Source organism: Clostridium sp. AF19-22AC (assembly GCF_003479085.1).
GTDB lineage: Bacteria > Bacillota > Clostridia > Lachnospirales > Lachnospiraceae > Faecalicatena_A > Faecalicatena_A orotica.
Window position 1 is genome coordinate 56,134 of record NZ_QUGN01000008.1, and the last position, 22,807, is coordinate 78,940.

The 22,807-nt window shown below is 45.9% G+C and carries 22 protein-coding genes; 21 read left to right on the forward strand and 1 reads right to left on the reverse strand.

What is annotated here, in order from left to right; genetic code table 11:
* Positions 1-183 precede the first annotated feature (183 nt).
* From DWX43_RS10965 to DWX43_RS11035, 15 genes are all read left to right on the forward strand, one after another.
* On the forward strand, positions 184-1,257 hold the full coding sequence (locus DWX43_RS10965) for a zinc-binding dehydrogenase (protein WP_109733162.1): 1,074 nt from the start codon (positions 184-186) through the stop codon (positions 1,255-1,257).
* Positions 1,258-1,268: 11 nt separating this feature from the next.
* Positions 1,269-1,952, forward strand: a complete 684-nt coding sequence (locus DWX43_RS10970) for a ribulose phosphate epimerase (RefSeq protein WP_109733163.1) — start codon at positions 1,269-1,271, stop codon at positions 1,950-1,952.
* Between the two features lie 51 nt (positions 1,953-2,003).
* The gene (locus DWX43_RS10975; protein ID WP_109733164.1) at positions 2,004-3,377 is read left to right on the forward strand and encodes an MFS transporter; all 1,374 of its coding nucleotides are present in this window, start codon (positions 2,004-2,006) and stop codon (positions 3,375-3,377) included.
* 62 nt (positions 3,378-3,439) lie between these two features.
* The gene (locus DWX43_RS10980) at positions 3,440-4,495 is read left to right on the forward strand and encodes an NAD(P)-dependent alcohol dehydrogenase (protein ID WP_118620306.1); all 1,056 of its coding nucleotides are present in this window, start codon (positions 3,440-3,442) and stop codon (positions 4,493-4,495) included.
* Between the two features lie 33 nt (positions 4,496-4,528).
* On the forward strand, positions 4,529-5,368 hold the full coding sequence (locus DWX43_RS10985; protein WP_118620307.1) for a ketose-bisphosphate aldolase: 840 nt from the start codon (positions 4,529-4,531) through the stop codon (positions 5,366-5,368).
* Positions 5,361-6,344, forward strand: a complete 984-nt coding sequence (locus DWX43_RS10990) for a sugar kinase (RefSeq protein ID WP_109733167.1) — start codon at positions 5,361-5,363, stop codon at positions 6,342-6,344. The genes DWX43_RS10985 and DWX43_RS10990 overlap by 8 nt, the downstream gene beginning before the upstream one ends.
* Before the next feature lie 36 nt (positions 6,345-6,380).
* On the forward strand, positions 6,381-7,370 hold the full coding sequence (locus tag DWX43_RS10995; RefSeq protein ID WP_118620308.1) for an aldo/keto reductase: 990 nt from the start codon (positions 6,381-6,383) through the stop codon (positions 7,368-7,370).
* A 165-nt stretch (positions 7,371-7,535) separates the two neighbouring features.
* Complete coding sequence (locus DWX43_RS11000; RefSeq protein ID WP_109733168.1) at positions 7,536-8,294, forward strand: DeoR/GlpR family DNA-binding transcription regulator; 759 nt, start codon at positions 7,536-7,538, stop codon at positions 8,292-8,294.
* 127 nt (positions 8,295-8,421) lie between these two features.
* Positions 8,422-9,777 (forward strand): dicarboxylate/amino acid:cation symporter, encoded by a 1,356-nt coding sequence (locus tag DWX43_RS11005; protein WP_243099293.1) that lies wholly within the window; start codon positions 8,422-8,424, stop codon positions 9,775-9,777.
* Between the two features lie 854 nt (positions 9,778-10,631).
* A complete protein-coding gene (locus DWX43_RS11010) occupies positions 10,632-11,942 on the forward strand; it encodes a phenylacetate--CoA ligase (RefSeq protein ID WP_118620309.1) in 1,311 nt (436 codons plus the stop codon).
* A gap of 3 nt (positions 11,943-11,945) precedes the next feature.
* On the forward strand, positions 11,946-13,691 hold the full coding sequence (gene iorA / locus DWX43_RS11015) for an indolepyruvate ferredoxin oxidoreductase subunit alpha (RefSeq protein WP_109733170.1): 1,746 nt from the start codon (positions 11,946-11,948) through the stop codon (positions 13,689-13,691).
* 2 nt (positions 13,692-13,693) lie between these two features.
* Positions 13,694-14,263 carry an indolepyruvate oxidoreductase subunit beta gene (locus DWX43_RS11020; RefSeq protein WP_109733171.1) on the forward strand — a complete coding sequence of 190 codons (570 nt, stop codon included), beginning with the start codon at positions 13,694-13,696 and terminating at the stop codon, positions 14,261-14,263.
* Between the two features lie 19 nt (positions 14,264-14,282).
* Entirely contained in the window at positions 14,283-14,702 is a 420-nt protein-coding gene (locus DWX43_RS11025) for an ACT domain-containing protein (RefSeq protein WP_118620310.1), read from the forward strand.
* A 28-nt stretch (positions 14,703-14,730) separates the two neighbouring features.
* The gene (locus tag DWX43_RS11030; protein ID WP_109733173.1) at positions 14,731-16,065 is read left to right on the forward strand and encodes a phenylacetate--CoA ligase; all 1,335 of its coding nucleotides are present in this window, start codon (positions 14,731-14,733) and stop codon (positions 16,063-16,065) included.
* A 14-nt stretch (positions 16,066-16,079) separates the two neighbouring features.
* On the forward strand, positions 16,080-16,523 hold the full coding sequence (locus tag DWX43_RS11035; RefSeq protein WP_109733174.1) for an amino acid-binding protein: 444 nt from the start codon (positions 16,080-16,082) through the stop codon (positions 16,521-16,523).
* 211 nt (positions 16,524-16,734) lie between these two features.
* Here the strand turns inward: DWX43_RS11035 and DWX43_RS11040 are convergent, their stop codons facing one another.
* The gene (locus DWX43_RS11040; protein ID WP_109733175.1) at positions 16,735-16,932 is read right to left on the reverse strand and encodes a cold shock domain-containing protein; all 198 of its coding nucleotides are present in this window, start codon (positions 16,930-16,932) and stop codon (positions 16,735-16,737) included.
* Positions 16,933-17,230: 298 nt separating this feature from the next.
* Here DWX43_RS11040 and DWX43_RS11045 point away from each other — a divergent pair, with 298 nt between their 5' ends.
* From DWX43_RS11045 to ptsP, 6 genes are all read left to right on the forward strand, one after another.
* Positions 17,231-17,662 (forward strand): Rrf2 family transcriptional regulator, encoded by a 432-nt coding sequence (locus DWX43_RS11045; protein ID WP_118620311.1) that lies wholly within the window; start codon positions 17,231-17,233, stop codon positions 17,660-17,662.
* Positions 17,663-17,901: 239 nt separating this feature from the next.
* Entirely contained in the window at positions 17,902-18,342 is a 441-nt protein-coding gene (locus DWX43_RS11050) for an Rrf2 family transcriptional regulator (RefSeq protein ID WP_109733177.1), read from the forward strand.
* Between the two features lie 43 nt (positions 18,343-18,385).
* The gene (locus DWX43_RS11055; protein WP_118620312.1) at positions 18,386-19,675 is read left to right on the forward strand and encodes an O-acetylhomoserine aminocarboxypropyltransferase/cysteine synthase family protein; all 1,290 of its coding nucleotides are present in this window, start codon (positions 18,386-18,388) and stop codon (positions 19,673-19,675) included.
* Positions 19,676-19,700: 25 nt separating this feature from the next.
* Positions 19,701-20,630 carry a cysteine synthase A gene (gene cysK, locus DWX43_RS11060; RefSeq protein ID WP_118620313.1) on the forward strand — a complete coding sequence of 310 codons (930 nt, stop codon included), beginning with the start codon at positions 19,701-19,703 and terminating at the stop codon, positions 20,628-20,630.
* Positions 20,631-20,792: 162 nt separating this feature from the next.
* Positions 20,793-21,050 (forward strand): HPr family phosphocarrier protein, encoded by a 258-nt coding sequence (locus tag DWX43_RS11065; protein ID WP_118620314.1) that lies wholly within the window; start codon positions 20,793-20,795, stop codon positions 21,048-21,050.
* A 24-nt stretch (positions 21,051-21,074) separates the two neighbouring features.
* Positions 21,075-22,697: a phosphoenolpyruvate--protein phosphotransferase gene (ptsP, locus tag DWX43_RS11070; RefSeq protein ID WP_118620315.1), complete on the forward strand. Its 1,623-nt coding sequence runs from the start codon at positions 21,075-21,077 to the stop codon at positions 22,695-22,697.
* The last annotated feature ends 110 nt before the right edge of the window (positions 22,698-22,807 follow it).

Sequence of the window (22,807 nt, forward strand, 5' to 3'; positions counted from 1 at the left end):
AAAAAGAAGACTTTATATTTGTGAAACAGTAATAAAAATCTGTGAAAACAACATAAAATGTTTGACTTACAAAAAATATTGATGTAATATGTACTCATAAAACAAGTGAACAAATCACTTAACATTTCGGCCGAAATGTAAAACCTATAAACCAAAAACCTATGAAAGTATGGAGGCATTAGAATGAAAGCATTAGCAAGATATGGAAAAGAATTTGGCGGTTACAGAATGATTGATGTTCCAGAGCCGGAATGCGGACCGGAAGATATTATTATCGAAGTGAAGGCCGCTGCAATCTGCGGAGCAGACATGAAGCACTATAAAGTTGACAACGGGTCAGATGAGTTCAACTCAGTACGTGGTCATGAATTTGCAGGAGAGATTGTCAAGGTTGGTGAAAAGGTTACTGACTGGAAGGTCGGACAAAGAATCGTATCAGACAACAGCGGGCATGTATGCGGCGTCTGCCCGGCATGTGAACAGGGAGATTTCCTCTGCTGTGAAGAAAAGGTAAACCTTGGTCTGGACAATAACCGCTGGGGCGGCGGATTCACGAAGTACTGCAAGATACCGGGAGAGATCCTGAGAATCCATAAACATGCAATCTGGGAAATCCCGGAGGGGATTAAATACGAAGAAGCGGCTGTCCTTGATCCAATCTGTAATGCCTATAAAGCAATCGCGCAGCAGGCCCATCTGCTTCCGGGACAGGATGTAGTCGTATTTGGAACAGGCCCGCTTGGTTTATTCTCCGTACAGATGGCACGTATCATGGGGGCGGTTAACATCGTAATGGTTGGTCTTCAGGATGATACAAAAGTACGCTTTAAAGTAGCAGAAGAACTAGGGGCAACCCATTGTGTGAACGGGTCAACGGAAGATGTTGTTGCAAGATGCCAGGAGATCTGCGGAAGAGATAATCTCGGACTGGTAATCGAGTGCTCAGGAGCAAACATTGCATTGAAACAGGCACTTGAAATGACAAGGCCTAATGCAGAGATCGTCCGCGTCGGAATGGGATTCAAGCCTCTGGAATTTTCCATCAACGATATTACATCATGGAACAAGAGCATCATCGGACATATGGCTTATGACTCCACATCATGGAGAAATGCAATCCGCCTGCTTCAGAAAGGTGAGATCAAGGTTCAGCCGATGATCACACACCGCATCGGACTTTCCGAATGGGAAAAGGGATTCGATGCAATGGTATCTAAAGAAGCAATCAAGGTAATCATGACATATGATTTTGACTAATGGAGGACACGATGAGAGATAGACTTTTAGTTGCGCCATCGATGGGGTGCTGTGACCTGTTCCGTATGGAGGAGCAGGTAAAGTTCATCGATTCAAGGGCTGACTTTTTACATATGGATATCAAAGACGGGAATTATGTTAAGACATTTGGAATCGGACCGGACTTTATGGCATATTTGAAACCGCATGTGAAGACGCCGATGGATGCACACCTTATGGTAAAGCACCCGCAGGATTATATTGAGGCTTGTGCAGAGGCAGGGGCAGCCTACATTACACCTCACACAGACTGTATCGAAAGCGACGCATTTGTGACAATCAACAAGATCAGGTCCCTGGGGTGCAAAGCCGGAATCGCTTTGAATCCAGCGGCTCCGCTGGAAGCCATCCGTTATTATCTGCCGCTTCTTAGTAAGGTGACAATTATGATCGTGGATGCCGGATATGCGGGCCAGAAGGTGATTGAACAAATGTATGATAAGATCCGCACCCTTGTTAAGTGGCGTGAGGAGATGGGACTGAAGTTCCTGATTGAAGCAGACGGGTCTATGAACTGGGACGTATACCAGTTACTATATGATGCAGGCGCGGACGTTGTTGTGTTAGGGCCTCCGGCATTATGGAACAAGAGTAAAGATATCCGGAAGGCATGGGAGATTATGGAAGCGGAGATCAAAGTAGAGAAGAAGATATAAGACAACAAAAATGAGAAATGGTATCGAAGGAGATATCAGGAGGGTGTGAAAATGGATAAAAAACGAAATGTAAACATTGGCGCAAGGCTTGACCGCCTGCCAAACTCTTCATGGCACATCAAAATGTGGCTTGTTACGGCCTTCGCGCTTTTAGTCTGCTGGTCTAATGGTATCGGCGGTGCGGTGCAGAACATTCTGCTCAATGAGATCCACTGGCTGGAGCCGGGATCTAAACTGCTGGCTATGTGGAGTACCACGTATACCGCAGGGCAGCTGTTCGGAGCTTTGATCGGGGGACCGATCGGCGATAAGATCGGCCGTAAGAAAAGTATTCTTTTATATGAAGTAATACATATCATTGCCATGATCGGCGGTGCGGTTTCACCGAATATCTATGTACTTTATGTATTCAGACTGATACAGGGACTCGGACTCGGGGCACTTTTAGTCGTTCTTTTTGCAGGATTTACAGAGTATGTTCCAGGCAGAAACAGGGGGACATGGTCAAGCCGTACCTCTTTCATCGGCAACTGGGCACATCCAATCTGTAATGGTATCGCACTTCTGGTTGTTTCAACCGGCGTCAGCTACGCCATGAACTGGAGAATCCAGTTTATGATTCCGTCCGTATTGTCCATCATTGCAAGTATTCTGGTAGCAAAGAAGTTCCCGGAATCACCAAGATGGCTGGAAGCACAGGGAAGAGTTGACGAAGCAGATGAGCTTATGACAAAGATCGAAAAAGAAATCGAGGCGGCTACAGGAAAACCACTGCCAGAAGTAACAGAAGAACCAAAACAGGTGAAGCAGCTCCCATATTCAGCATTATTTAAAGGCAAACTTTTGAGAAGAACCATTGTAGGCTCCCTCGTATTAATCGGTATGAATACGATCCAGTATACCTTGATGAACTGGATGCCTTCCATGCTCTCCTCATTAGGGTTTGATACATCCCAGTCCCAGTTCATGACAATGTTCGGACTGTTCGGGGCGCCGTTCGGAATCTTTATTGCGTCACTGATTATGGATAAAATCCCGCGTAAGGCGATGGGTGTGGTTCTTCTGGCAATCATGGCAGTCTTCGGGATTATCACAGGAAGACAGAGTTCTATGGGAGGACTGATTCTCTGGACATTCCTGCTCAATACAGCGATTTATATGTATGTCTGCTATGCATCTGCAGTCTATGTGCCGGAAATGTGGCCGACATCAGCAAAACTATCCGGTTCCGGATTCAGTAACGCAATGGGACGTGTCAGCAATATCTTTTTCCCATTCCTTGTAACATACGTGGCAAACAGTGCAGGGGCGAACGGAGTATTTATACTGATCTCCGTTGTGGCAATTATTATAGCAGTAAGCATTCTGTTCCTGGGAATTGAAACCAGGGGAGAATCTGTAGAGGATATTGGAAACATCGACTAAACCGGTAAATTCCCGGTGTCTGGTGAAGTCAGGCGCAGGGTTACATAACAGGAGGTTATATCATGAATAATTCAGAAGCGATATTGGTAACACCGAAGCAGTTTGAGATTCAGGAGTGTCCCGTTCCACAGCCAAAGGACCATGAAATCCTGATGAAAGTTGAATATGTGGGGATGTGCGGGTCAGATATCCACGGATTCGAATTTGGACCATTTATTCCGCCCAAAGATCCAAACCAGAAGATCGGGCTGGGCCATGAAGTGGCAGGTGAAGTTGTGGGCGTTGGTGCCGCAGTCACAAGATTTAAGGTCGGCGACAAGGTTTTGATCGAACCGGGCGTGCCGGATGACACCTGTGAATATTGCCGCAGCGGACGTTATAATATCTGCCCGGGAGTAGACTTTATGGCTACACAGCCTAATTATAAGGGGGCACTGACGCAGTACATGACACATCCCGAAGAATGGACCTACCATATTCCAGAGGGAATGACCACTTTGGAAGGCGCACTGGTAGAACCGGCAGCAGTCGGCATGCATGCGGCCATGTTAGGCGGGGCGCAGGTAGGAAAAAGCATTGTCATCCTCGGGGGCGGGACAATTGGGCTTATGGTCCTGCAGGCGTGCTTAAGCCTTGGCGCGACTGATATCACAGTTGTAGATGTGATTGAGAAACGGCTGGATTTAGCAAAAAAACTTGGTGCAAAGAGGGTTATTAACGGAAAAGCTGAGGATACCGTTGCCGTACTGCGATCAAAAGAGCTTTATGGCGATCATGGTGTGGAGCTTGTGTTTGAAGCGGCAGGCTCAGCATTTACAGCACAGCAGGCAGTGCAGCTTGTGGCACGCGGCGGCAAGATCATGATGGTAGGCACACAGTCCGCCCCTGTTCCGATTGATTTCCTCAAGATCAACCGTGAAGTTACCATCCAGACAGCATTCAGGTACTGCAACAACTTCCCACAGACAATCGAAGCGATTGCCACAGGAAAGTTCAATGTGAAAGATATGGTTACAAATATTTATGATTACAAGGATGTACAGAGAGCATTCACAGAAGCTATTGATCCGGTCAAGAAGAATGATATGGTCAAGGGTGTTGTAAAAGTAGCAGATTAATTGATTCTATGAAACCGTGAGAAGGAGAAAACTATGTTATCAGATATCAGATATTGGGAAAATAAAGCGAGAGAAGGCCACTATGCGATTCCGCATTTTAACGTGTGGAATGCAGAAATGCTGATGGGGGTAATCGATGCGGCAGAAGAACTGCGTGCTCCGATCATCATCTCTTTTGGTACAGGATTTACAGGAAACACATCTTTCGAGGACTTCTGCTACATGATGGATTCTATGGCTAAGAATGCGACAGTACCGGTGATAGAGCACTGGGACCACGGCCGCAACATGACTATCCTGCAGAATGCGGTTAACCACTGCATGAATTCCGTTATGCGTGACGCTTCCGCACTTCCATATGAAGAAAACGTTGCGGAGATCAAGAGATGTGTCGATTATTTCCATGCATATAACATCCCTGTCGAGGCAGAACTTGGCCATGTGGGAAATGAGACCGTATATGAGGAGGCACTGTCAGATTACCAGTATACAGATCCGACAAAAGCAAAGGAATTCGTCGAGAGAACGGGATGCGATTCTCTGGCTGTTGCCATAGGTAATGTCCACGGCGTATACTCTTCAGAGCCGGAACTGGCTTTTGATGTGCTTGAGAAAGTTGCCAGTGAAGTTGATGTGCCGCTTGTACTGCACGGCGCTTCAGGAATCGGAGATGAGGATATCAAGAAGGCAATCTCGCTTGGAATCGCAAAGATCAACATTCACACGGAGCTTTGCCAGGCTGCGATGGAAGCAACGAACGCCCATAAAGATGAGCCGTACTTATCTGTACAGCGTGAGGTAAGAAAAGCGGTCAAAGAGCGTGCAATGTATAAAATCAAACTGTTCGGTGATGATGGAAGGGCTGATGAATAAAGTGGATAAGAAATTGGATGTCATAATCATAGGGGCGGCGATCGTTGATCTGCCGCTGAGACCGGTAAGTAAAGAAGTGTTTGATGTGGTCTCTTATCCGGTGGACGGCATTACGATGACGATCGGCGGAGATGCACTTAATGAATCAACGATTATTACAAGGCTCGGCCACAGGGTCGGCTTAATGAGCTGTATCGGTGTAGATGTACCAGGATGGTTTGTCATCGATCATTGTAAATCCAACAATATAGATACTACATATATCAAACAGGACCCGGAGAAGGTAACTTCTATTAATGTAGGCCTTGTGGCAGCAGACGGAGAACGGACCTTTATTACGAACAGGCAGGGAAGCCTGTGGAAGTTCTGCTATGAGGATTTGGACATGTCTGCACTAAAAGATGCCAGAATACTATCGTTTGCGAGTATTTTCAATAATCCTTTATTTGACAACAAGGCTCTTGTCTCTGTCTTTTCGAAGGCAAAAGAAGAAGGAATGATCATCTGTGCAGACATGGTTTCCCCGAAACTGGATGAGAAGCTTGAAGATATCAGAGAAGCACTAGGGTATATCGATTATTTCTTCCCGAATTTCGAGGAGGCATGTGAGCTGACAGGCGAGACAGAAGAAGACAGGGTTGCTGATGTGATATATAACTGCGGCGTTAAAAATGTCATCATGAAGATCGGAAAACGAGGATGTTACATCCGAAATGCAGAAGGCTCCATGATCGTGCCCGCATGTAAGGGAGTTACAGCGATTGATACGATCGGTGCAGGTGATAATTTTGCATCAGGCTTTATCACTGCTCTTTTGGAAGGGAAGGAACTGCGTGAATGTGCAGTTTATGCAAACTGTACGGCAGCAGTCTCGGTCCAGTATGTCGGTGCGACAGGCGGTGTAAAGAATAAGCAGATGGTAGATGACATGCTGGCTAAATACCGTGAAGACTATAAACAGCAGATAAACGAATAAGAAGAACGCTTCACAGCAGGAAAGGAAGTAACGGATATGAAAACAATGAAGCTTGGCAGGACAGGTATGGACATTTCAAGAATCGGCCTTGGGACATGGTCGATCGGCGGGGGCTCCGCATGGGGCGGTGATCATGATATGCAGGTTGTCGTTGATACAATCAGGGAAGCACCAAAGCTAGGGGTAAATCTGATCGACACGGCACCGGGTTATAATTTTGGCAATAGTGAGAAGATCCTCGGGAAAGCATTGGAAGGAATGAATCGGGAAGATGTTGTTATCATTACAAAGTGCGGTGTCATATGGGACCAGGAAATGAAAGGGGACCTTTTTAACAAGGTAAACGGCATCCAGCTTTACAAGAATCTGAACAGTGCGTCAGTGAAAAAAGAAATTGAAGAATCACTGGAACGCCTTGGGACAGATTATATCGATGTATATATGACACACTGGCAGGCCATAGAAGGAACAGAGTATTTTGTACCGATCCAGAAGACAATGGATGTATTAAACGACTTAAAAGCACAGGGGAAAATCAAGGCAATCGGAGCAGCTAATGTGGACATACACCATATTGAAGAATATCTGAAGTGGGGCCAGCTGGATATTGTCCAGGCAAAATATTCCATACTGGACCGCGGCATTGAAGATGAAATTATCCCATGCTGCCGCGAAAACGGTGTGACCATTCAGGCATACTCCCCATTGGAGATGGGACTTCTGTCCGGCACGATGCCAAGGGACTACAAACCGGTCGGCGCCCAGATACCGAAAAAATGGTTCCAGCCGGACAATATGCAGGCGGCAATGGATATGATGGAACAGTGGAAACCGCTCTGCGAGAAATATAATTGTACGATTGCGAATCTTTCCCTTGGCTGGATACTCGCACAGGGGGATTTCCTGAATCTGTTGAGTGGTTCCACAACGGTAGACCAGATTGCGGAAAATGTGAAGTCTGCAGAGCTTGAACTTGACCCGAAGGATGTCCAGCTTATGCGTGAGATGGCAGAGGCGCTTGGCTAAGGCCAGACACTCCAGATTTTTTGTACAGATATGATTTGTTGAAAACAGAAGAAAAAACTTTGAACTCAAAAAGAAATCATGTTAGTATAAAAGAAAGAAATAAAACTCTGACATACCAAACCAGCATTAAAATCCGGTATGCAGATTTTGACAAGGAGTGTTAGGATGGCTGCAAAAGACAGGTTAGAACTAATAAAAAACATGATACAAACAGAAAAGAAAGTAGTCGTATCAGAGTTAAGCTCAATTTTTGGCGTGACAGAAGAGACAATCAGGCGTGACCTTGAAAAGCTGGAAAATGAGGGCATTCTAAACCGTACATTTGGCGGTGCGGTACTGAATATTGAAAATCAAAGAGAGGGCATTCATTTTTATCAAAGAGCCGGGATTCACATTGAAGAAAAGAAAAAAATGGCGATTGCATTTGCACCTATGCTTAAGGATAAGGTAACAATTGCCGCGGATGCGAGTACGACCGTTATGGAGGTGGTTAAATTAATCCCTAACAGCAGAGATATTACGCTCCTCACAACATCAACCGCGATCTTCAATGAAATGGCGAATACAGATATACATTTACTTTCCACCGGAGGTGCATTTAACCGGAGTACACTTTCTCTTCAGGGGTCAGTGGCGAAAGAAAACGTGAAAAAGTATCATGTTGACCTGCTTCTGATCAGCTGCAAGGGGATTGACATGGAGTACGGCATTATGGATTCAAAGGAAACCGAGGCCGAAGTGAAGAAGACCATGTCAGGGCAGGCCAGGGAAGTTGCGCTGTTTGTTGATCACTCGAAATTTGATAAAAGGGCATTTGCCCATCTGCTGGACTTTTCCGAGATTAACTATCTGGTAACGGATAGGAAACCGGATGACAGGTGGGTCGAATTCTGTGAAAATAATCAGATTACATTGGTTTATTAGTACATTGCTATATACGATGTGCTGGATCAAAGAATGGAATCCTGTGAATGCAAATCAAAAGATATGCAGACACAGGATTTTTATTTTAGAAAATAACTCTGGTTTACACAATACAGGAGGTTATAGAATGGGAGAGAACCAAAAGAAAAAGCCCATGACCATTATGAAGAAAATGGTTATCGCATTATTCGGGGGACTGGCACTGGGAATTGTTTTCCTGCTGATCCGTGAATCCCTGACGGCCAATGGGCAGGACCATATATGGCAGGTAATAAGCAGGATTCTGTTTCAAGATATTACGAAAGAGGACAGTTTCAAATCAATAGGAATTTTTTACATCATAGGGCAGCTGTTTATGCAGGGACTGCAGCTGGCGATTGTGCCGCTTGTATTAGTATCACTCAGCCTTGCATTATGCAGCATGTCAAATCCGGAAAAGCTTGGTAAAATAGCCGGCAAAACTTTGCTGTGCTTTGTTTCTTTCTACGCTGTCGGAGCTTTTTGCGCAGGAAGTTTTGCTTACCTGATAAAGACACTGGGCTGGTTTTCCGTTGAACTGCCGGCAGCGGATACATCGTCGGTAGCAACGATGGATTCATACAATCCTCTTGTAACGGTTGTAAATGCCGTACCAAGCAATATTTTTTCGGTGTTTACCACGAACACCAGCATTCTGGCAGTTGTGGTAGTGGCAGTGATTATCGGCCTGTGCATGAACCTGTTAAGAGAAAAAGCAGACCCGTTAAAAAAAGTACTGGAAAGCCTGAATGAGATCATCAAAGTTTATATGGAGTTCCTGATCAATAAAATCAGCCCGGTGGCGATCTTCTGTATGATCACGAGGACCTTTGCAACATACGGAGTAGAGTATCTGCAGCCGTCACTGACTTACATACTGGCAACAATATTTATCGGACTGCTGCTCGTATTTACTATATACCCGGTCGGAATCTGGCTGACAACCAGACTAAACCCTTTTATATTCATAAAGAAAGTTCTCAAGGTCGGCCTGTTTGCGGCGGCGACAAACTCGTCCGCAGCGACGCTTCCACTGAACAAAAAAACATGTATCGAAGAACTGGGATGCAGTGAAGAGATAAGCAGCTTCGTACTCCCAACTGGAATGACAATCAACATGAACGGAACCACAGTCATGCATATGATGGCAATCACATTCATAGCCACATCTGCAGGAATCGACATCAGGCCGTCCCATCTGGTACTTGCGGCATTCCTGTCAATCTGCACCGCGATGGGAACACCCGCAATCCCAGTGGCCGGGACAACGATGGTCTTCGCCGTGCTGAACGGGTTAGGCTTCAACTCTGACCTGTGTATGATCGGCTACGCCCTCGTATTAGCCATGAACTATCCGCCGGGAATGGCCGTCATCACCCTGAACGTCGTAGGAGATGCAGCCACAAACGTAATCATCAACGCAAAAGAGAAAGAGTTGGATAGGGAAATCTATAACAAGCAGTAAATAGGCGGGACGCTGATAGGGATGGAAGCCGCAGGTCTTCCTGCCGGCATTGCTTTTTGAAATCCAGACCGCACTGCGAAGAAGTTCTAACAGTCCAGAAGACGCCCGGAAGGGCACATCCGGCATGCAGCGAAAAAATTGATATTTTTTCGCTTTAGCCGGACTGAAACTTGATTTGGTGAATCAAGTTTCATCCCTTCCGGGCGTCTTCTGTCCTGTAAGAACTTCTAATCGCCTGCTGAATGGAGTTTCAAAAAGCAACGCCGGCAGGAAGGCCTGCGGCTTCCATCCCTATCAGCTGGTGCATCCAATTTGCTGGTAAAGATTTCCGGTTAGTCCAAGTAACCAGATTAGGGATGTCACGTTTTTGCAAAAGTCTTCTGGCTTTGTAATGGTATGAAGCCCAACCCGGAAACGAATTTTATTGTACTGACCGGATGAACCTAGCGAAGTAGAAGGGCAGGGGATGGCTGTGGGGGTGTCCTGCTTTTCCAAACTCCATAAAGCGGGTGAATAGAAGTTCTTACCGCGCGAAAGGCGTCCGGGAGGGATGCAGCTTGATTCACCAAATCAAGCTGCATTCCGGTCTAAGGTGAAAAAATATCAATTTTTTCGCCGCATACCGGATGTGCCCTCCCGGACGCCTTTCGCACGGTTAGAACTTCTTCACCAAGCGCTCTGGATTTCGAAAAGCAGGACACCCCCACAGCCACCCCCTGCCCTTCCACTTCGCGTCCGTTTACCGCTCTGTCACAAATTCATTCTCCAAAAATGAATTTAATGCTTTAACTCGACAAAGTCTTGTGTTATACTGTTTGTTAACGAACGTTTTATGTCGAAGGAGGTTTTAGGGAATGATTTGGGCAAAGGAAGAGACTCTGCCGAGAGCTGAGATCGAGAAAATCCAGCAGGAACGATTGAAGGAAACGGTATCATATATTTATGAACGTGTAGAGCCTTACCGCCGGAAGATGGACGAGGCGGGAGTAAGACCGGAAGATATTCGGACTTTGGATGATTTAAGAAAGATGCCGTTTACATATAAAGCAGATTTCAGGGACCATTACCCGGACGGACTGTTTGCGGTGGATAAGAAGGAGATTGTCAGATATCATGCCAGTTCAGGAACAACAGGAAAGCCTACGGTAGTAGGCTACACGGCCCACGATCTGGATGTATGGCTGAATAATGTGGCAAGGATCGCCTGTATGGGAGGCGCTACATCGGAAGATGTGGCCCAGATATCATTTGGATACGGTACGTTTACAGGTGCGCTGGGACTGCACGGAGGGCTGGAGAAGGTAGGAGCATCTGTCATACCAATGTCATCCGGCAATACGAATAAGCAGATCATGTTTCTGCAGGATATGGGAGTCACACTGTTAGTTGCAACGCCGTCTTATGCACTCCATCTCGGGGAAGTGCTCAGAGACAGGGGGATTGACCCTTCAAAAGATCTGAAGCTGCATATCGGGCTGTTCGGCGGAGAAGGCATGACCGAGCCGATGAGGGATGAGATGCATAAAGTCTGGGGAGACCAGTTTGTTTGTACGCAGAATTACGGCATGAGCGAGCTCTGCGGGCCGGGAGTTTCCGGAGAATGTACGGAACTGTGCGGTATGCATGTGAATGAGGACTGGTTCATTCCTGAGATCATTGATCCGGAGACGGAAGAGGTACTTCCTCCGGGAGAAATCGGGGAACTGGTAATCACTTGTCTGGGCAAGGAGGCCCTGCCATTAGTCAGATACCGTACGGGAGATCTGACGAAACTGATGTATGAGCCATGTAAATGCGGCAGGACAACGGTGCGTATGGCGAACCTGTCAGGGCGTGCAGATGATATGCTCGTAATCAGGGGGGTCAATGTATTCCCGGGACAGATCGAGGAAGTCTTATTCAAGATTGATGAAATCGGACCTCATTATGAGATTCTGGTAGAAAGAAAGAACAGGCTGGATGTCATGACGATTACTGTAGAGCTGATTGATGACAGGCTTCTGGACAGTTATGCTATGCTGAGCGAACTGGAGCAGCGAATTAAGTCTGCACTGAAGTCACAGCTTGGACTTGCAACCCATATCAGGCTGGTTGCACCGAACTCTCTCCAGCGTTTTGAAGGCAAGGCAAAGAGAGTGACTGATTTACGAAAGGATGGTTTATAGAATATGTCAGAAAAAGTAATTATGTTGGGAAATGAAGCCATTGCCAGAGGGGCTTATGAAGCGGGTGTAAAGGTTTCTTCTGCTTATCCGGGAACACCGAGTACAGAAATCAGCGAATACCTGGTACAGTACAGGGATGATCTCTATGAGGAATGGGCACCGAACGAGAAAGTGGCTGCCGAAGTTGCAGTCGGTGCCAGCCTTGCTGGTGTACGTTCTATGGCCTGTATGAAGCACGTCGGGCTGAATGTGGCTTCAGATCCACTGTATTCCGTATCTTACATGGGAGTGAATGGAGGTCTTGTTTTTGTTGTTGCAGACGACCCGGGATTATACAGCTCCCAGAACGAGCAGGACACAAGAATGGTGGCAAGGGCCTCACAGGTGCCGGTCATTGAACCGTCAGACAGTGCAGAGGCGAAAGAATTTATGAAGGCAGCTTTTGAATTAAGCGAGCAGTTTGACAGACCGTTTATCGTACGTCTGACAACAAGGCTATCCCATTCACAGGGGATGGTGGAACTTTGCGAAAGAGAAGCAGTTGAAGACAAAGTTTATGAAAAGAATATCCGCAAGAATGTCATGATGCCCGGAAATGCAAAGCTGCGCCATGTAGAGATAGAAAAGCGTAATCTGGAACTGGCAGAGGCGGCTAATACACTGCCAATCAACAGAGTGGAGATGAACGACACAAGAATCGGAGTCATTACAAGCGGTATTCCTTATGAATATGTAAAAGAAGCACTCCCGGAGGCATCTGTGCTGAAACTTGGCATGGTAAATCCGCTTCCGAGAAAGATGATTGAAGAGTTTGCTTCCAAAGTGGATACACTGTATGTTGTAGAGGAACTGGATCCGGTGATTGAGGAGCAGGTAAAATCATGGGGGATCAAGGCTGTCGGAAAAGAAATCTTCACCGTACAGGGCGAGTACAGCGCCAATATGTTAAGAAAGGCTATCCTGAAACAGGATCTGGAGATCAAAGCACCGGCAGAAGCACCGCAGCGCCCGCCGATCTTATGTCCGGGATGTCCTCACCGTAGTGTTTACTACGTCTTAAACAAGCTGAAAATGCATGCGGCAGGTGACATCGGATGCTATACACTGGGGGCAGTGGCGCCATTGAGCGTTGTAGATACGACTATGTGCATGGGGTCCAGTATTTCCACCCTGCACGGTATGGAAAAGGCGAAAGGAAAAGAGTATATTAAAAACTGGGTAGCTGTGATCGGCGATTCTACCTTCTTACATACGGGTGTGAACTCCCTGATGAACATGGTATACAATAATGCAACCGGTACAGTTATGATTCTGGATAACTCGACAACAGGAATGACCGGACATCAGGATCATGCGGCAACAGGGAAAACGCTGCAGGGAGATCCTACCTATGCGATCAATATCCCGGCCCTCTGCCATGCAATGGGCGTGAAGAATGTCGTGGAAATAAATGCTTTTGATATTGCAGAACTGGAAAAGGTGATTAAAGAAGAGGTGGCCAGAGATGAAGTATCCGTGATCATTACCAAGTCCCCTTGTGTACTTCTGGATAAATCAAGGAAGCCAATTTATATCGCGCATGAGGATAAGTGTAAGAAGTGCGGCATGTGTATGAAGCCGGGCTGCCCTGCGATGACGAAGAATGCGGACGGAACCATTCATATTGATGATACAATGTGTACAGGATGCGGACTGTGCGAATCATTATGTAAATTTGATGCGATAGAACTGGTAAAGGCGGGTGAATAGTTATGGCAACAAAGAATATCATGATTGTAGGGGTAGGCGGTCAGGGAACCCTGCTTACCAGCAGAATTTTAGGAGGACTGCCTCTTGCGGCAGGCTATGATGTAAAGCTTTCCGAGGTGCACGGCATGGCACAGAGGGGCGGCAGTGTTGTTACGTTCGTAAGATATGGCGAAAAGGTTGCAGAGCCGATTGTAGAGGAAGGGCAGGCAGATGTAATCATTGCATTTGAACGTCTCGAGGCTCTGCGTTACGCGCACTTCCTGAAAAAAGACGGTGTCCTGATTGTGAATGACTGGAGGATTGATCCAATGCCAGTTGTGATTGGAATGGCTGAATATCCGGATCAGATTATGGAGAAACTGGAAGCAGAGTATAAAGTCTATAAGGTAAATGCGACAGAAGAATCCAAAAAACTTGGCAATCCAAAAGTATTTAACCTGATTGTCCTCGGAATTGCGGCACAGCATATGGATTTCACGAAAGAGCAGTGGTATGATGTAATCGAAAAGACTGTACCGCCAAAAACGATTGAAATCAATAAGAAGGCATTCGAGGTAGGGTTCGCATTATAAGGTAAAGGCAGGTGAGAGGATGATTAAGCAGTTATCAGTGTTTGTGGAGAACAGACCGGGAAGCCTGATGCGGGTGACATCGGCATTGACGGAAGCGCATATCAACATCCGTGCAGTAGCCTCTTTCGACACCCCCGAGTTCGGCATACTGCGGCTGGTAGTGGACAAACCGGCAGAAGCGAAGGAGTATCTGACAGGAAAGGGCTTCGTTGTCAGGATACATGAGGTTATTGGTGTGGAGCTGAAGGATGAGAAGGGGAATCTCAACCGGATGTTATCCATCCTTGCTGACGGAGAAATTAACGTCAATTATATTTATTCTTTTGTAATCCGTGAAGAAAAAGCACCGGTCATGGTATTTAATACCGATGACTATGACAAAGCAGCCAAGGTATTGAAGGAAGCCGGTGTGAAGATGGTAGAGGAAGCGGATTTATAGACTGTATAACAGATAAGGAGTTAGTGAAATGGCGGCAGTAAAATTAGAAAACTGGGTCGAGAGGATCAGGGACCCCAAAATCGAATGTATGAGCAGCGATGAGATGGCAGCTCTGCAGAGCAGACGTCTGGTTGATGTAGTGAACAGAGTATACAATAATGTAGATTTTTATCACAAAAAAATGAAAGATCTTGGTGTGGAGCCGGGCGACATCAAAGGCATTGAGGACATCGGTAAACTTCCGTTTACAACAAAGGAAGATTTAAGAGATAATTATCCGTTCGGGCTTCTTGCCATTCCGAAAAAGGATGTGGTGCGCGTACAGGGGACATCCGGTACAACGGGAAAGCTGACACTTGCGTCCTATTCACAGAAGGATGTGGATGTCTGGGGGGAATGTGTTGCCAGATGCCTGACAATGGCAGGGCTGACGGATGAGGATATCATTCATGTATGCTATGGATACGGGCTGTTTACAGGAGGCATGGGGCTGGATTACGGCGCAAAGGCACTTGGTGCTACGGCAATCCCGATGTCCGCCGGAAATACGAAGCGGCAGATGATGTGTATGGAAGATTTCGGTTCTACAGCATTTGCATGTACACCATCTTATGCACTGCATCTGGCGGAATCTCTTGAAGAGGCGGGCGTCGTTGACCGCCTGAAACTGAAAGCTGGTATCCACGGGGCAGAACCGTGGACGGTTGAGATGCGCAAGAAGATTGAGAGCATTCTGAATATCAACTGCTTTGATATTTATGGTTTGTGTGAGATTTCCGGCCCGGGTGTGGCGCAGGATTGCATCCACCATGCGGGGTTACATATTAACGTGGACTACTTCTATCCAGAAGTCCTGAATCCTTCTACATATGAAGCGTGTGCTGACGGTGAGACAGGAGAACTCGTATTTACGACACTTGCAAAGGAGGCAATGCCTCTGCTCCGTTACCGCACAAAGGATCTGACAAGTATCGACCACAGCACCTGTGCATGCGGCAGGACAACGCCAAGAATATCCAAGTTTACAGGACGTACAGACGATATGAAGGTAATCCGCGGAGTCAATGTATTCCCGACACAGGTTGAGACAGCACTCCTTGGCATGGGCGGTGCGGTAGCACCTCATTATTTGATGATCGTAGACCGTGAGGATAATCTGGATGTACTGACAGTCATGGTAGAGGTAGACGAGAGTATGTTCTCTGATGAGATCAGAAAGCTGGATGCACTGAAGAACAAGATCGGTGCAGTTCTCAAACAGGCACTCGGGGTATCTGCCCGTGTAAAACTGGTAGAGCCTAAGACAATTCAGAGAAGTGAAGGAAAAGCAGTACGTGTCATCGACAACCGTAATCTGCAGTAAAGGAGGTAAGCACGATGGGTATCACAATTCAACAATTATCAGTATTTCTCGAGAACCGGGAAGGAAGGCTGGATGAGGTCCTTGCAGTACTTGCCAGCAATGACGTCAATATCGTGGCTTTGAGTCTGGCAGACACATCAGACTATGGGATGCTGCGTATGATCGTATCGGATCCGAATAAAGGAAGGGCGGTTCTCAAAGAGAACGGTATCACAGCAATGCTGACGGACGTAGTTGCACTGCGTGTTCCACATGCCACAGGCTCCCTGAGCAAAGCAATGCACCAGATCGTGGAAGGCGAAGTGAACATCGAGTATATGTACGCTTTTGCAAATGGTTCCGATGCATCCGCAGTTCTTAAGACCGATGATCCGGCAAGGGTAGTGGATATTTTAAGAGGCAGCGGATTTGATGTATGGGAAGCGTCAGAAGCATATGTTTCTAATGTGAAGATTTAAGTGTTATGTGCGGAGGGGAATTTCTGTAGATCAGGATTCCCCTCCGATTTATGGATTGTGGATGAAAAACGAATTTCGTTTTCGGAACAAAAAAGATATCCGGAATACATCCGGATATCTTTTGGTTTCTTAATCTCATTTTGCTGTAATTCTTTTAAATATTAAATCTAATACTGAATTTATATATTTAAAGGTACATTAAAAATTCTGATTAAAGTTTGACTACATTAACTGCCTGAGGTCCTTTGCTTCCTTCTGTTACATCAAATTCAACAGCCTGACCCTCTTCTAAAGATTTGAATCCATCCATTGATAATCCTGAGTAGTGTACGAATACATCATTTCCTTCTGAGTCAGAGATGAATCCATAACCTTTTTGGTTGTTAAACCATTTTACTGTACCTGTCATTGTGTTACCCTCCATAAATAAAAAATAAATAGTATAGTGCTGTAACGGCCTTTTATGTGGCTCGATACTGTGTTAGATTAGCATATTTAACAATGAAAGTCAATGTATTTACGTGAGGTTTTGTAAAAATACACAAAAAGTGTCGAAAAATAGAATTTTGACGTAAATAAAAGAAAGATTGTATTTTTCTAGGTTTTTGTTTAAAATAAGGAGGGAAGAACAGTCCGGGAGCCTGGGGAAAGCTGCGGGCATAATATGGCAGTAAAGCATGCTGCACAGATAAAGGAGCATATCATATATGAAAATGTCAACAAAAGGAAGATACGCCCTGGAAATCATCGTAGATCTTGCCATGAATTCCACACCTGAGCGTTTAGAGAGTCTTAAAAATATAGCACAGCGAAGAAACCTGTCCGAAAAATATCTGGAGAGAATTATCAAGGCCCTGAAACAGCGGGGGCTGGTAGAAAGTGTACGGGGGGCGTACGGAGGCTACTGCCTGACAGTCCCCTGTGAAGATATTACTGTGAAAAATGTGCTTACTGCAGTAGAAGGAGAACTTACCCCGGTCCACTGTCTGACGAAAGAAAGTGACTGTGGAGTTTCCTGTGATCTCTGTCCGACAAGAAATACGTGGGGAAGTATGTGGAAAACAATTACAAATACAGTAGAAAATATAACCATAGCAGATATTTTAAAAAGAGTAGACGAGATTAATGACGAATCCTGATGTGCGTCTGATAATAGATGCACGGTATGTACTTTAAACTCATTAAACAGGTTCCAGACGGCCTGCATCATGCAGTTACAGAGACTGCATGGTGCAGGCTGTCTGCATTTCGCTACAGATCTCCGGAAAAAAATCCCAGAAAATTTGTTAAACTATATTGACATGGTAGGAAAAAAGGTGTATAACATAAAACATATAATACTTATCGAAATAGTAGGAAATGAAAATGGAGGTGTTATATGAAAGTATCTACAAAAGGAAGATACGGGCTCAGGGCCCTTGTAGACATGGCGGCGAACTCTCAGGAGAGGCCTATTTCCCTGATACAGACCGCGAAAAGACAGAACATTTCGCTGAATTATCTGGAACAGGTTTTTGGAATTTTAAGAAAGGCCGGGATTGTTGCAAGTGTAAAGGGTGCAGGAGGAGGCTATAAGCTTGCACGGAGCGCAGGAAGTATTACAGTAAAAGAAATACTGGAAGCACTGGAAGGAGAGTTTTCGATCATTGACAAGAATGGCGAAGAAGATCAGGATGCAGTGCAAAGAGCGATTCAGGAACTGGTCTGGGATGAGATAGACAGGCAGGTGAATGAACTTCTGGGACAGCGTACTCTGGAGCAGCTTGTTACGGAGTACAAAGAAAATCTGGATTACAGTTCTAACATGTATTACATCTGAATTGTAAGGGAAGACATCAAAGGCAGAAAGTGAGGACAAAAAAATGACAGAGGACAGAAAATTAAAATTCGAGACACTTCAGTTACATGTTGGGCAGGAGCAGCCGGATCCGGCGACCGATTCAAGGGCGGTTCCTATTTACCAGACAACATCTTATGTATTCCGTGACTGTCAGCATGCAGCTGAGCGCTTCGGCCTTGCAGACCCGGGGAATATTTATGGCAGGCTGACGAACAGCACGCAGGAAGTCTTTGAAAAGAGGATAGCTGCTTTGGAGGGCGGTACGGCAGCACTGGGAGTTGCTTCCGGTGCGGCGGCCATAACATATACCTTCCAGAATCTTGCGAAACAGGGTGACCACATCGTAGCGTCCAAGTACATTTACGGCGGCAGCTACAACCTGCTGGCACACACACTGCCGGATCAGGGGGTGACAACAACGTTTGTAGATCCGGACGAGGCAGGGGCTTTTGAGAAAGCAATTCAGGAAAATACAAAGGCAATCTTTATCGAGTCAATTGGCAATCCGAATGCAAACCTGATTAATATAGAAGAAGCGGCAGAAATCGCGCACAGAAATGGAATCGTACTCGTGGTTGACAGTACGTTTGCCACACCATACCTGCTCAGGCCGTTTGAATACGGCGCAGACATTGTTGTTCATTCTGCAACCAAGTTTATCGGAGGTCACGGGACGGCACTGGGTGGTGTGATTATAGAAAGTGGGAAGTTCGACTGGGAGGCTTCCGGGAAATATCCGCAGCTGACCGAACCAGATCCCAATTATCACGGTGTAAGGTTTTGTGAGGCAACCGGTAATGCAGCGTTCGTAACAAGGATCCGTGCAGTGCTTCTTAGAGATACGGGGGCAACGATCGCTCCACTTCATGCATTTTTATTCCTTCAGGGGCTGGAGACATTATCACTGCGTGTCGAGAGACATGTCGAAAATACATTGAAAGTAGTGGAATTCCTGCAGAACCATCCGAAGGTGGCAAAGGTGAACCATCCTTCCCTTCCGGACAGCCCTTACCATGAACTGTACCAGAAATATTTCCCAAAGGGCGGGGCTTCTATATTTACTTTTGAAATAAATGGTTCCGAGGAAGACACAAAAAGATTTATAGACCATCTGGAAATTTTTTCACTGCTGGCCAACGTGGCGGATGTAAAATCACTGGTTATCCACCCGGCAAGCACAACACACTCTCAGATGACAAAAGAGGAACTGGAAAATTCGGGAATTACTCCAACATCAGTGAGAGTTTCCATAGGAACAGAACATATAGACGACATTTTATATGATCTGGAACAGGCATTGGCATATATATAGATAAAAGAAGATCAGGAGGTAAGATATGGGAAAGATTTATAAAAGCATTACAGAATTAGTCGGGAAGACACCGGTTTTAGAAGTGTCTAATATTGAAAAGGAGCTGGGACTGAAGGCCCGTGTGCTTGTGAAACTTGAATATTTTAATCCAGCGGGAAGCGTGAAAGACCGCGTTGCACTGAAGATGATCGAAGACGCAGAAGCAAAGAGGCTGATAAGCCCCGGCGCCACGATCATTGAGCCGACAAGCGGCAATACAGGGATTGGTCTGGCTTCAGCGGCCGCCGCAAAAGGATATAAGGCAATTTTTGTTATGCCTGAGACCATGAGTATAGAGCGAAGAAAGCTGCTGCTCGGTTATGGGGCCGAGATTGTGCTGACAGACGGGAAAAAGGGAATGAACGGTGCAATCGAAAAAGCATCAGAATTGGAAAAAGAGCTGGATCAGGCAATTGTTCTGGGACAGTTTGTAAATGATGCGAATCCGCAGGCCCATATTGAGACGACAGGTCCTGAGATATGGGAAGATACAGACGGTAAGGTCGATATTTTCGTGGCGGGAGTCGGAACAGGCGGTACCATTACAGGAACAGGAACTTACTTAAAGGAGAAAAATGCAGATATCCAGATTATTGCAGTCGAGCCGTCAGGATCCCCGGTCCTGTCTGGAGGAAAACCGGGACCGCATGGCCTGCAGGGGATCGGGGCCGGATTTATCCCGAAAGTACTGGATACAGAGATCTATGACCGTATCATACAGGTGAGGGACGAGGAAGCATATGATGCCGAAAAACTACTCGCTCACAGAGAGGGTGTTCTGGTCGGTATCAGCTCAGGAGCCGCGCTGCATGCAGCGGTTGAAACCGCCAAACTGCCGGAAAATGAAGGAAAAACAATTGTAGTACTACTTCCGGATACAGGCGAGAGATACCTGTCCACACCTTTATTTGCATAATGGGCCATGAAGAAACAGGTTACTGTGCACGCCCGCAGGGGGGTGCACAGTAACCTGTTTCTTTATAAGTACAAACGAAAAGCTTTTAAGCAATTGAAAAACTTGCGAATATGTTATATACTTAACTAAGTTAAAATAAAAAACAGGAGGAGAAGTTATATTATGAAGGAATTTAAATATGTTATCACAGATCCAGAGGGAATCCATGCAAGACCGGCAGGTCTTCTCGTTAAGCAGGCTGCAGGCTACAAATCAGACATCAAAATTGGTAAAGGTGAAAAGATGGCTGATGCAAAGAGAATCTTCGGCGTTATGGGATTAGGTGTTAAGACAGGTGAAGAGATTGTTATGACAGCAGATGGTGAAGACGAAGATACAGCAATCACAGAATTAGAAGAATTTTTCAAGGCTAACTTATAAATTCATTAATTTAAGGATGGTATTATGATTACATTAACAGGCAAAAGTGTATTCGGTGGAGTATCCATCGGAAAGCTCTCTTTTTATAAGAGAAACCAAAAAGTAATTAAACGTTCACATGTAGATGATGTAGAGGCAGAATGTACTCGTTTTCAGGAGGCAAAGGCCACGGCAGTCAGCCAGCTTCAGGAACTTTACAACAAAGCAATAGAAGATGTCGGCGAAGCGAATGCCATGATCTTTGAGATTCACCAGATGATGCTGGAGGATCTTGACTATATTGAATCCATTGAGAATATTATCCGTACACAGGAAGTAAATGCAGAGTTTGCAGTCGCTACGACGGCGGACAACTTTGCACAGATGTTCGCGTCAATGGATGATGCCTACATGCAGGGGCGTGCGGCCGATGTAAAGGATGTTTCCGAACGCGTGCTGGATATCCTGTGCGGTGTCGGTGAGGGCGTGAAGCAGACAGATGAGCTTTCTATTATTGCAGCCGATGATCTGGCACCGAGTGAGACCGTACAGCTGGATAAGAGCAAGGTTCTGGGATTTGCCACCATGTATGGATCATCAAATTCCCACACTGCAATTCTGGCAAGGACAATGAATATCCCGGCCGTAATTGGTCTGGGAGAATCACTGAGTCCGCAGTACGATGGACAGATGGCAGTGATCGATGGTTTTACAGGTACTTTATATATTGATCCTGACGAAGAGACTCTGGCAGTGATGCAGGAGAAGCGCGAAAAGGACCTGGCACAGAAAGCACTTCTGGAACAGCTCAAGGGAAAAGAAAATGTAACAAAGAGCGGACAGAAGATTAATGTATATGCCAATATCGGAAATGTGTCCGATGTGGGTGCGGTCCTGAAGAATGATGCAGGCGGCATCGGCCTGTTCAGAAGTGAGTTTTTATATCTGGAGAATGATACATTCCCGACAGAAGAACAGCAGTTTTCTGTTTATAAGCAGGTTGCTGAAAACATGGCCGGGAAAAAAGTCATCATCCGTACATTGGATATCGGTGCGGACAAGCAGGTGGATTATTTTGACTTGGATAAGGAAGAAAACCCTGCCCTTGGATACCGTGCAATCCGTATCTGCCTGACAAGGACCGAGATTTTCAAGACACAGCTGCGTGCTTTATACCGTGCGGCAATGTTTGGCAATATTTCCATTATGTTTCCGATGATTATTTCAATCAAAGAGATTCATAAGATAAAGGAAATCATAGCAGAGGTCAAAGAGGAACTGAAGGCAGAAGGCATCCCTTACAAAGAGGATGTGGAACTTGGTGTCATGATCGAGACGCCGGCATCTGTAATGATAAGCCGTGAACTCGCAAAAGAAGTAGATTATTTCAGCGTGGGAACAAATGACCTGACCCAGTATACACTTGCAATTGACCGCCAGAATTCAAAACTGGACGAGTTCTATGACCCGCACCATCCGGCTGTGCTTGCCATGATTAAGATGGCGGCTGACAATGCACATGCGGAAGGAAAGTGGATCGGGATCTGCGGTGAACTTGGTGCTGACCTGGAATTGACAGAAGAATTCCTGAAGATGGGACTGGATGAACTTTCTGTATCACCATCTATGGTATTGCCGTTAAGAAAACGCATCAGAGAATGCGAGTAAAACAAGTTATCAGGAATGAGCTTTAAAAGCGCCGGAATTACGGTCCCTTTGATGAAGCGGTTCTGACAGTATAAGAGACACCCGGAAGGGGAAACTTGATGTAAGTTAAT

Bases quoted from the DNA above. Each gene is read 5' to 3' on its own strand.
- DWX43_RS10965 (WP_109733162.1), top strand. From the start codon at position 184: ATGAAAGCATTAGCAAGATATGGAAAAGAATTTGGCGGTTACAGAATG.
- DWX43_RS10970 (WP_109733163.1), top strand. From the start codon at position 1,269: ATGAGAGATAGACTTTTAGTTGCGCCATCGATGGGGTGCTGTGACCTG.
- DWX43_RS10975 (WP_109733164.1), top strand. From the start codon at position 2,004: ATGGATAAAAAACGAAATGTAAACATTGGCGCAAGGCTTGACCGCCTG.
- DWX43_RS10980 (WP_118620306.1), top strand. From the start codon at position 3,440: ATGAATAATTCAGAAGCGATATTGGTAACACCGAAGCAGTTTGAGATT.
- DWX43_RS10985 (WP_118620307.1), top strand. From the start codon at position 4,529: ATGTTATCAGATATCAGATATTGGGAAAATAAAGCGAGAGAAGGCCAC.
- DWX43_RS10990 (WP_109733167.1), top strand. From the start codon at position 5,361: ATGAATAAAGTGGATAAGAAATTGGATGTCATAATCATAGGGGCGGCG.
- DWX43_RS10995 (WP_118620308.1), top strand. From the start codon at position 6,381: ATGAAAACAATGAAGCTTGGCAGGACAGGTATGGACATTTCAAGAATC.
- DWX43_RS11000 (WP_109733168.1), top strand. From the start codon at position 7,536: ATGGCTGCAAAAGACAGGTTAGAACTAATAAAAAACATGATACAAACA.
- DWX43_RS11005 (WP_243099293.1), top strand. From the start codon at position 8,422: ATGGGAGAGAACCAAAAGAAAAAGCCCATGACCATTATGAAGAAAATG.
- DWX43_RS11010 (WP_118620309.1), top strand. From the start codon at position 10,632: ATGATTTGGGCAAAGGAAGAGACTCTGCCGAGAGCTGAGATCGAGAAA.
- iorA (WP_109733170.1), top strand. From the start codon at position 11,946: ATGTCAGAAAAAGTAATTATGTTGGGAAATGAAGCCATTGCCAGAGGG.
- DWX43_RS11020 (WP_109733171.1), top strand. From the start codon at position 13,694: ATGGCAACAAAGAATATCATGATTGTAGGGGTAGGCGGTCAGGGAACC.
- DWX43_RS11025 (WP_118620310.1), top strand. From the start codon at position 14,283: ATGATTAAGCAGTTATCAGTGTTTGTGGAGAACAGACCGGGAAGCCTG.
- DWX43_RS11030 (WP_109733173.1), top strand. From the start codon at position 14,731: ATGGCGGCAGTAAAATTAGAAAACTGGGTCGAGAGGATCAGGGACCCC.
- DWX43_RS11035 (WP_109733174.1), top strand. From the start codon at position 16,080: ATGGGTATCACAATTCAACAATTATCAGTATTTCTCGAGAACCGGGAA.
- DWX43_RS11040 (WP_109733175.1), bottom strand. From the start codon at position 16,932: ATGACAGGTACAGTAAAATGGTTTAACAACCAAAAAGGTTATGGATTC.
- DWX43_RS11045 (WP_118620311.1), top strand. From the start codon at position 17,231: ATGAAAATGTCAACAAAAGGAAGATACGCCCTGGAAATCATCGTAGAT.
- DWX43_RS11050 (WP_109733177.1), top strand. From the start codon at position 17,902: ATGAAAGTATCTACAAAAGGAAGATACGGGCTCAGGGCCCTTGTAGAC.
- DWX43_RS11055 (WP_118620312.1), top strand. From the start codon at position 18,386: ATGACAGAGGACAGAAAATTAAAATTCGAGACACTTCAGTTACATGTT.
- cysK (WP_118620313.1), top strand. From the start codon at position 19,701: ATGGGAAAGATTTATAAAAGCATTACAGAATTAGTCGGGAAGACACCG.
- DWX43_RS11065 (WP_118620314.1), top strand. From the start codon at position 20,793: ATGAAGGAATTTAAATATGTTATCACAGATCCAGAGGGAATCCATGCA.
- ptsP (WP_118620315.1), top strand. From the start codon at position 21,075: ATGATTACATTAACAGGCAAAAGTGTATTCGGTGGAGTATCCATCGGA.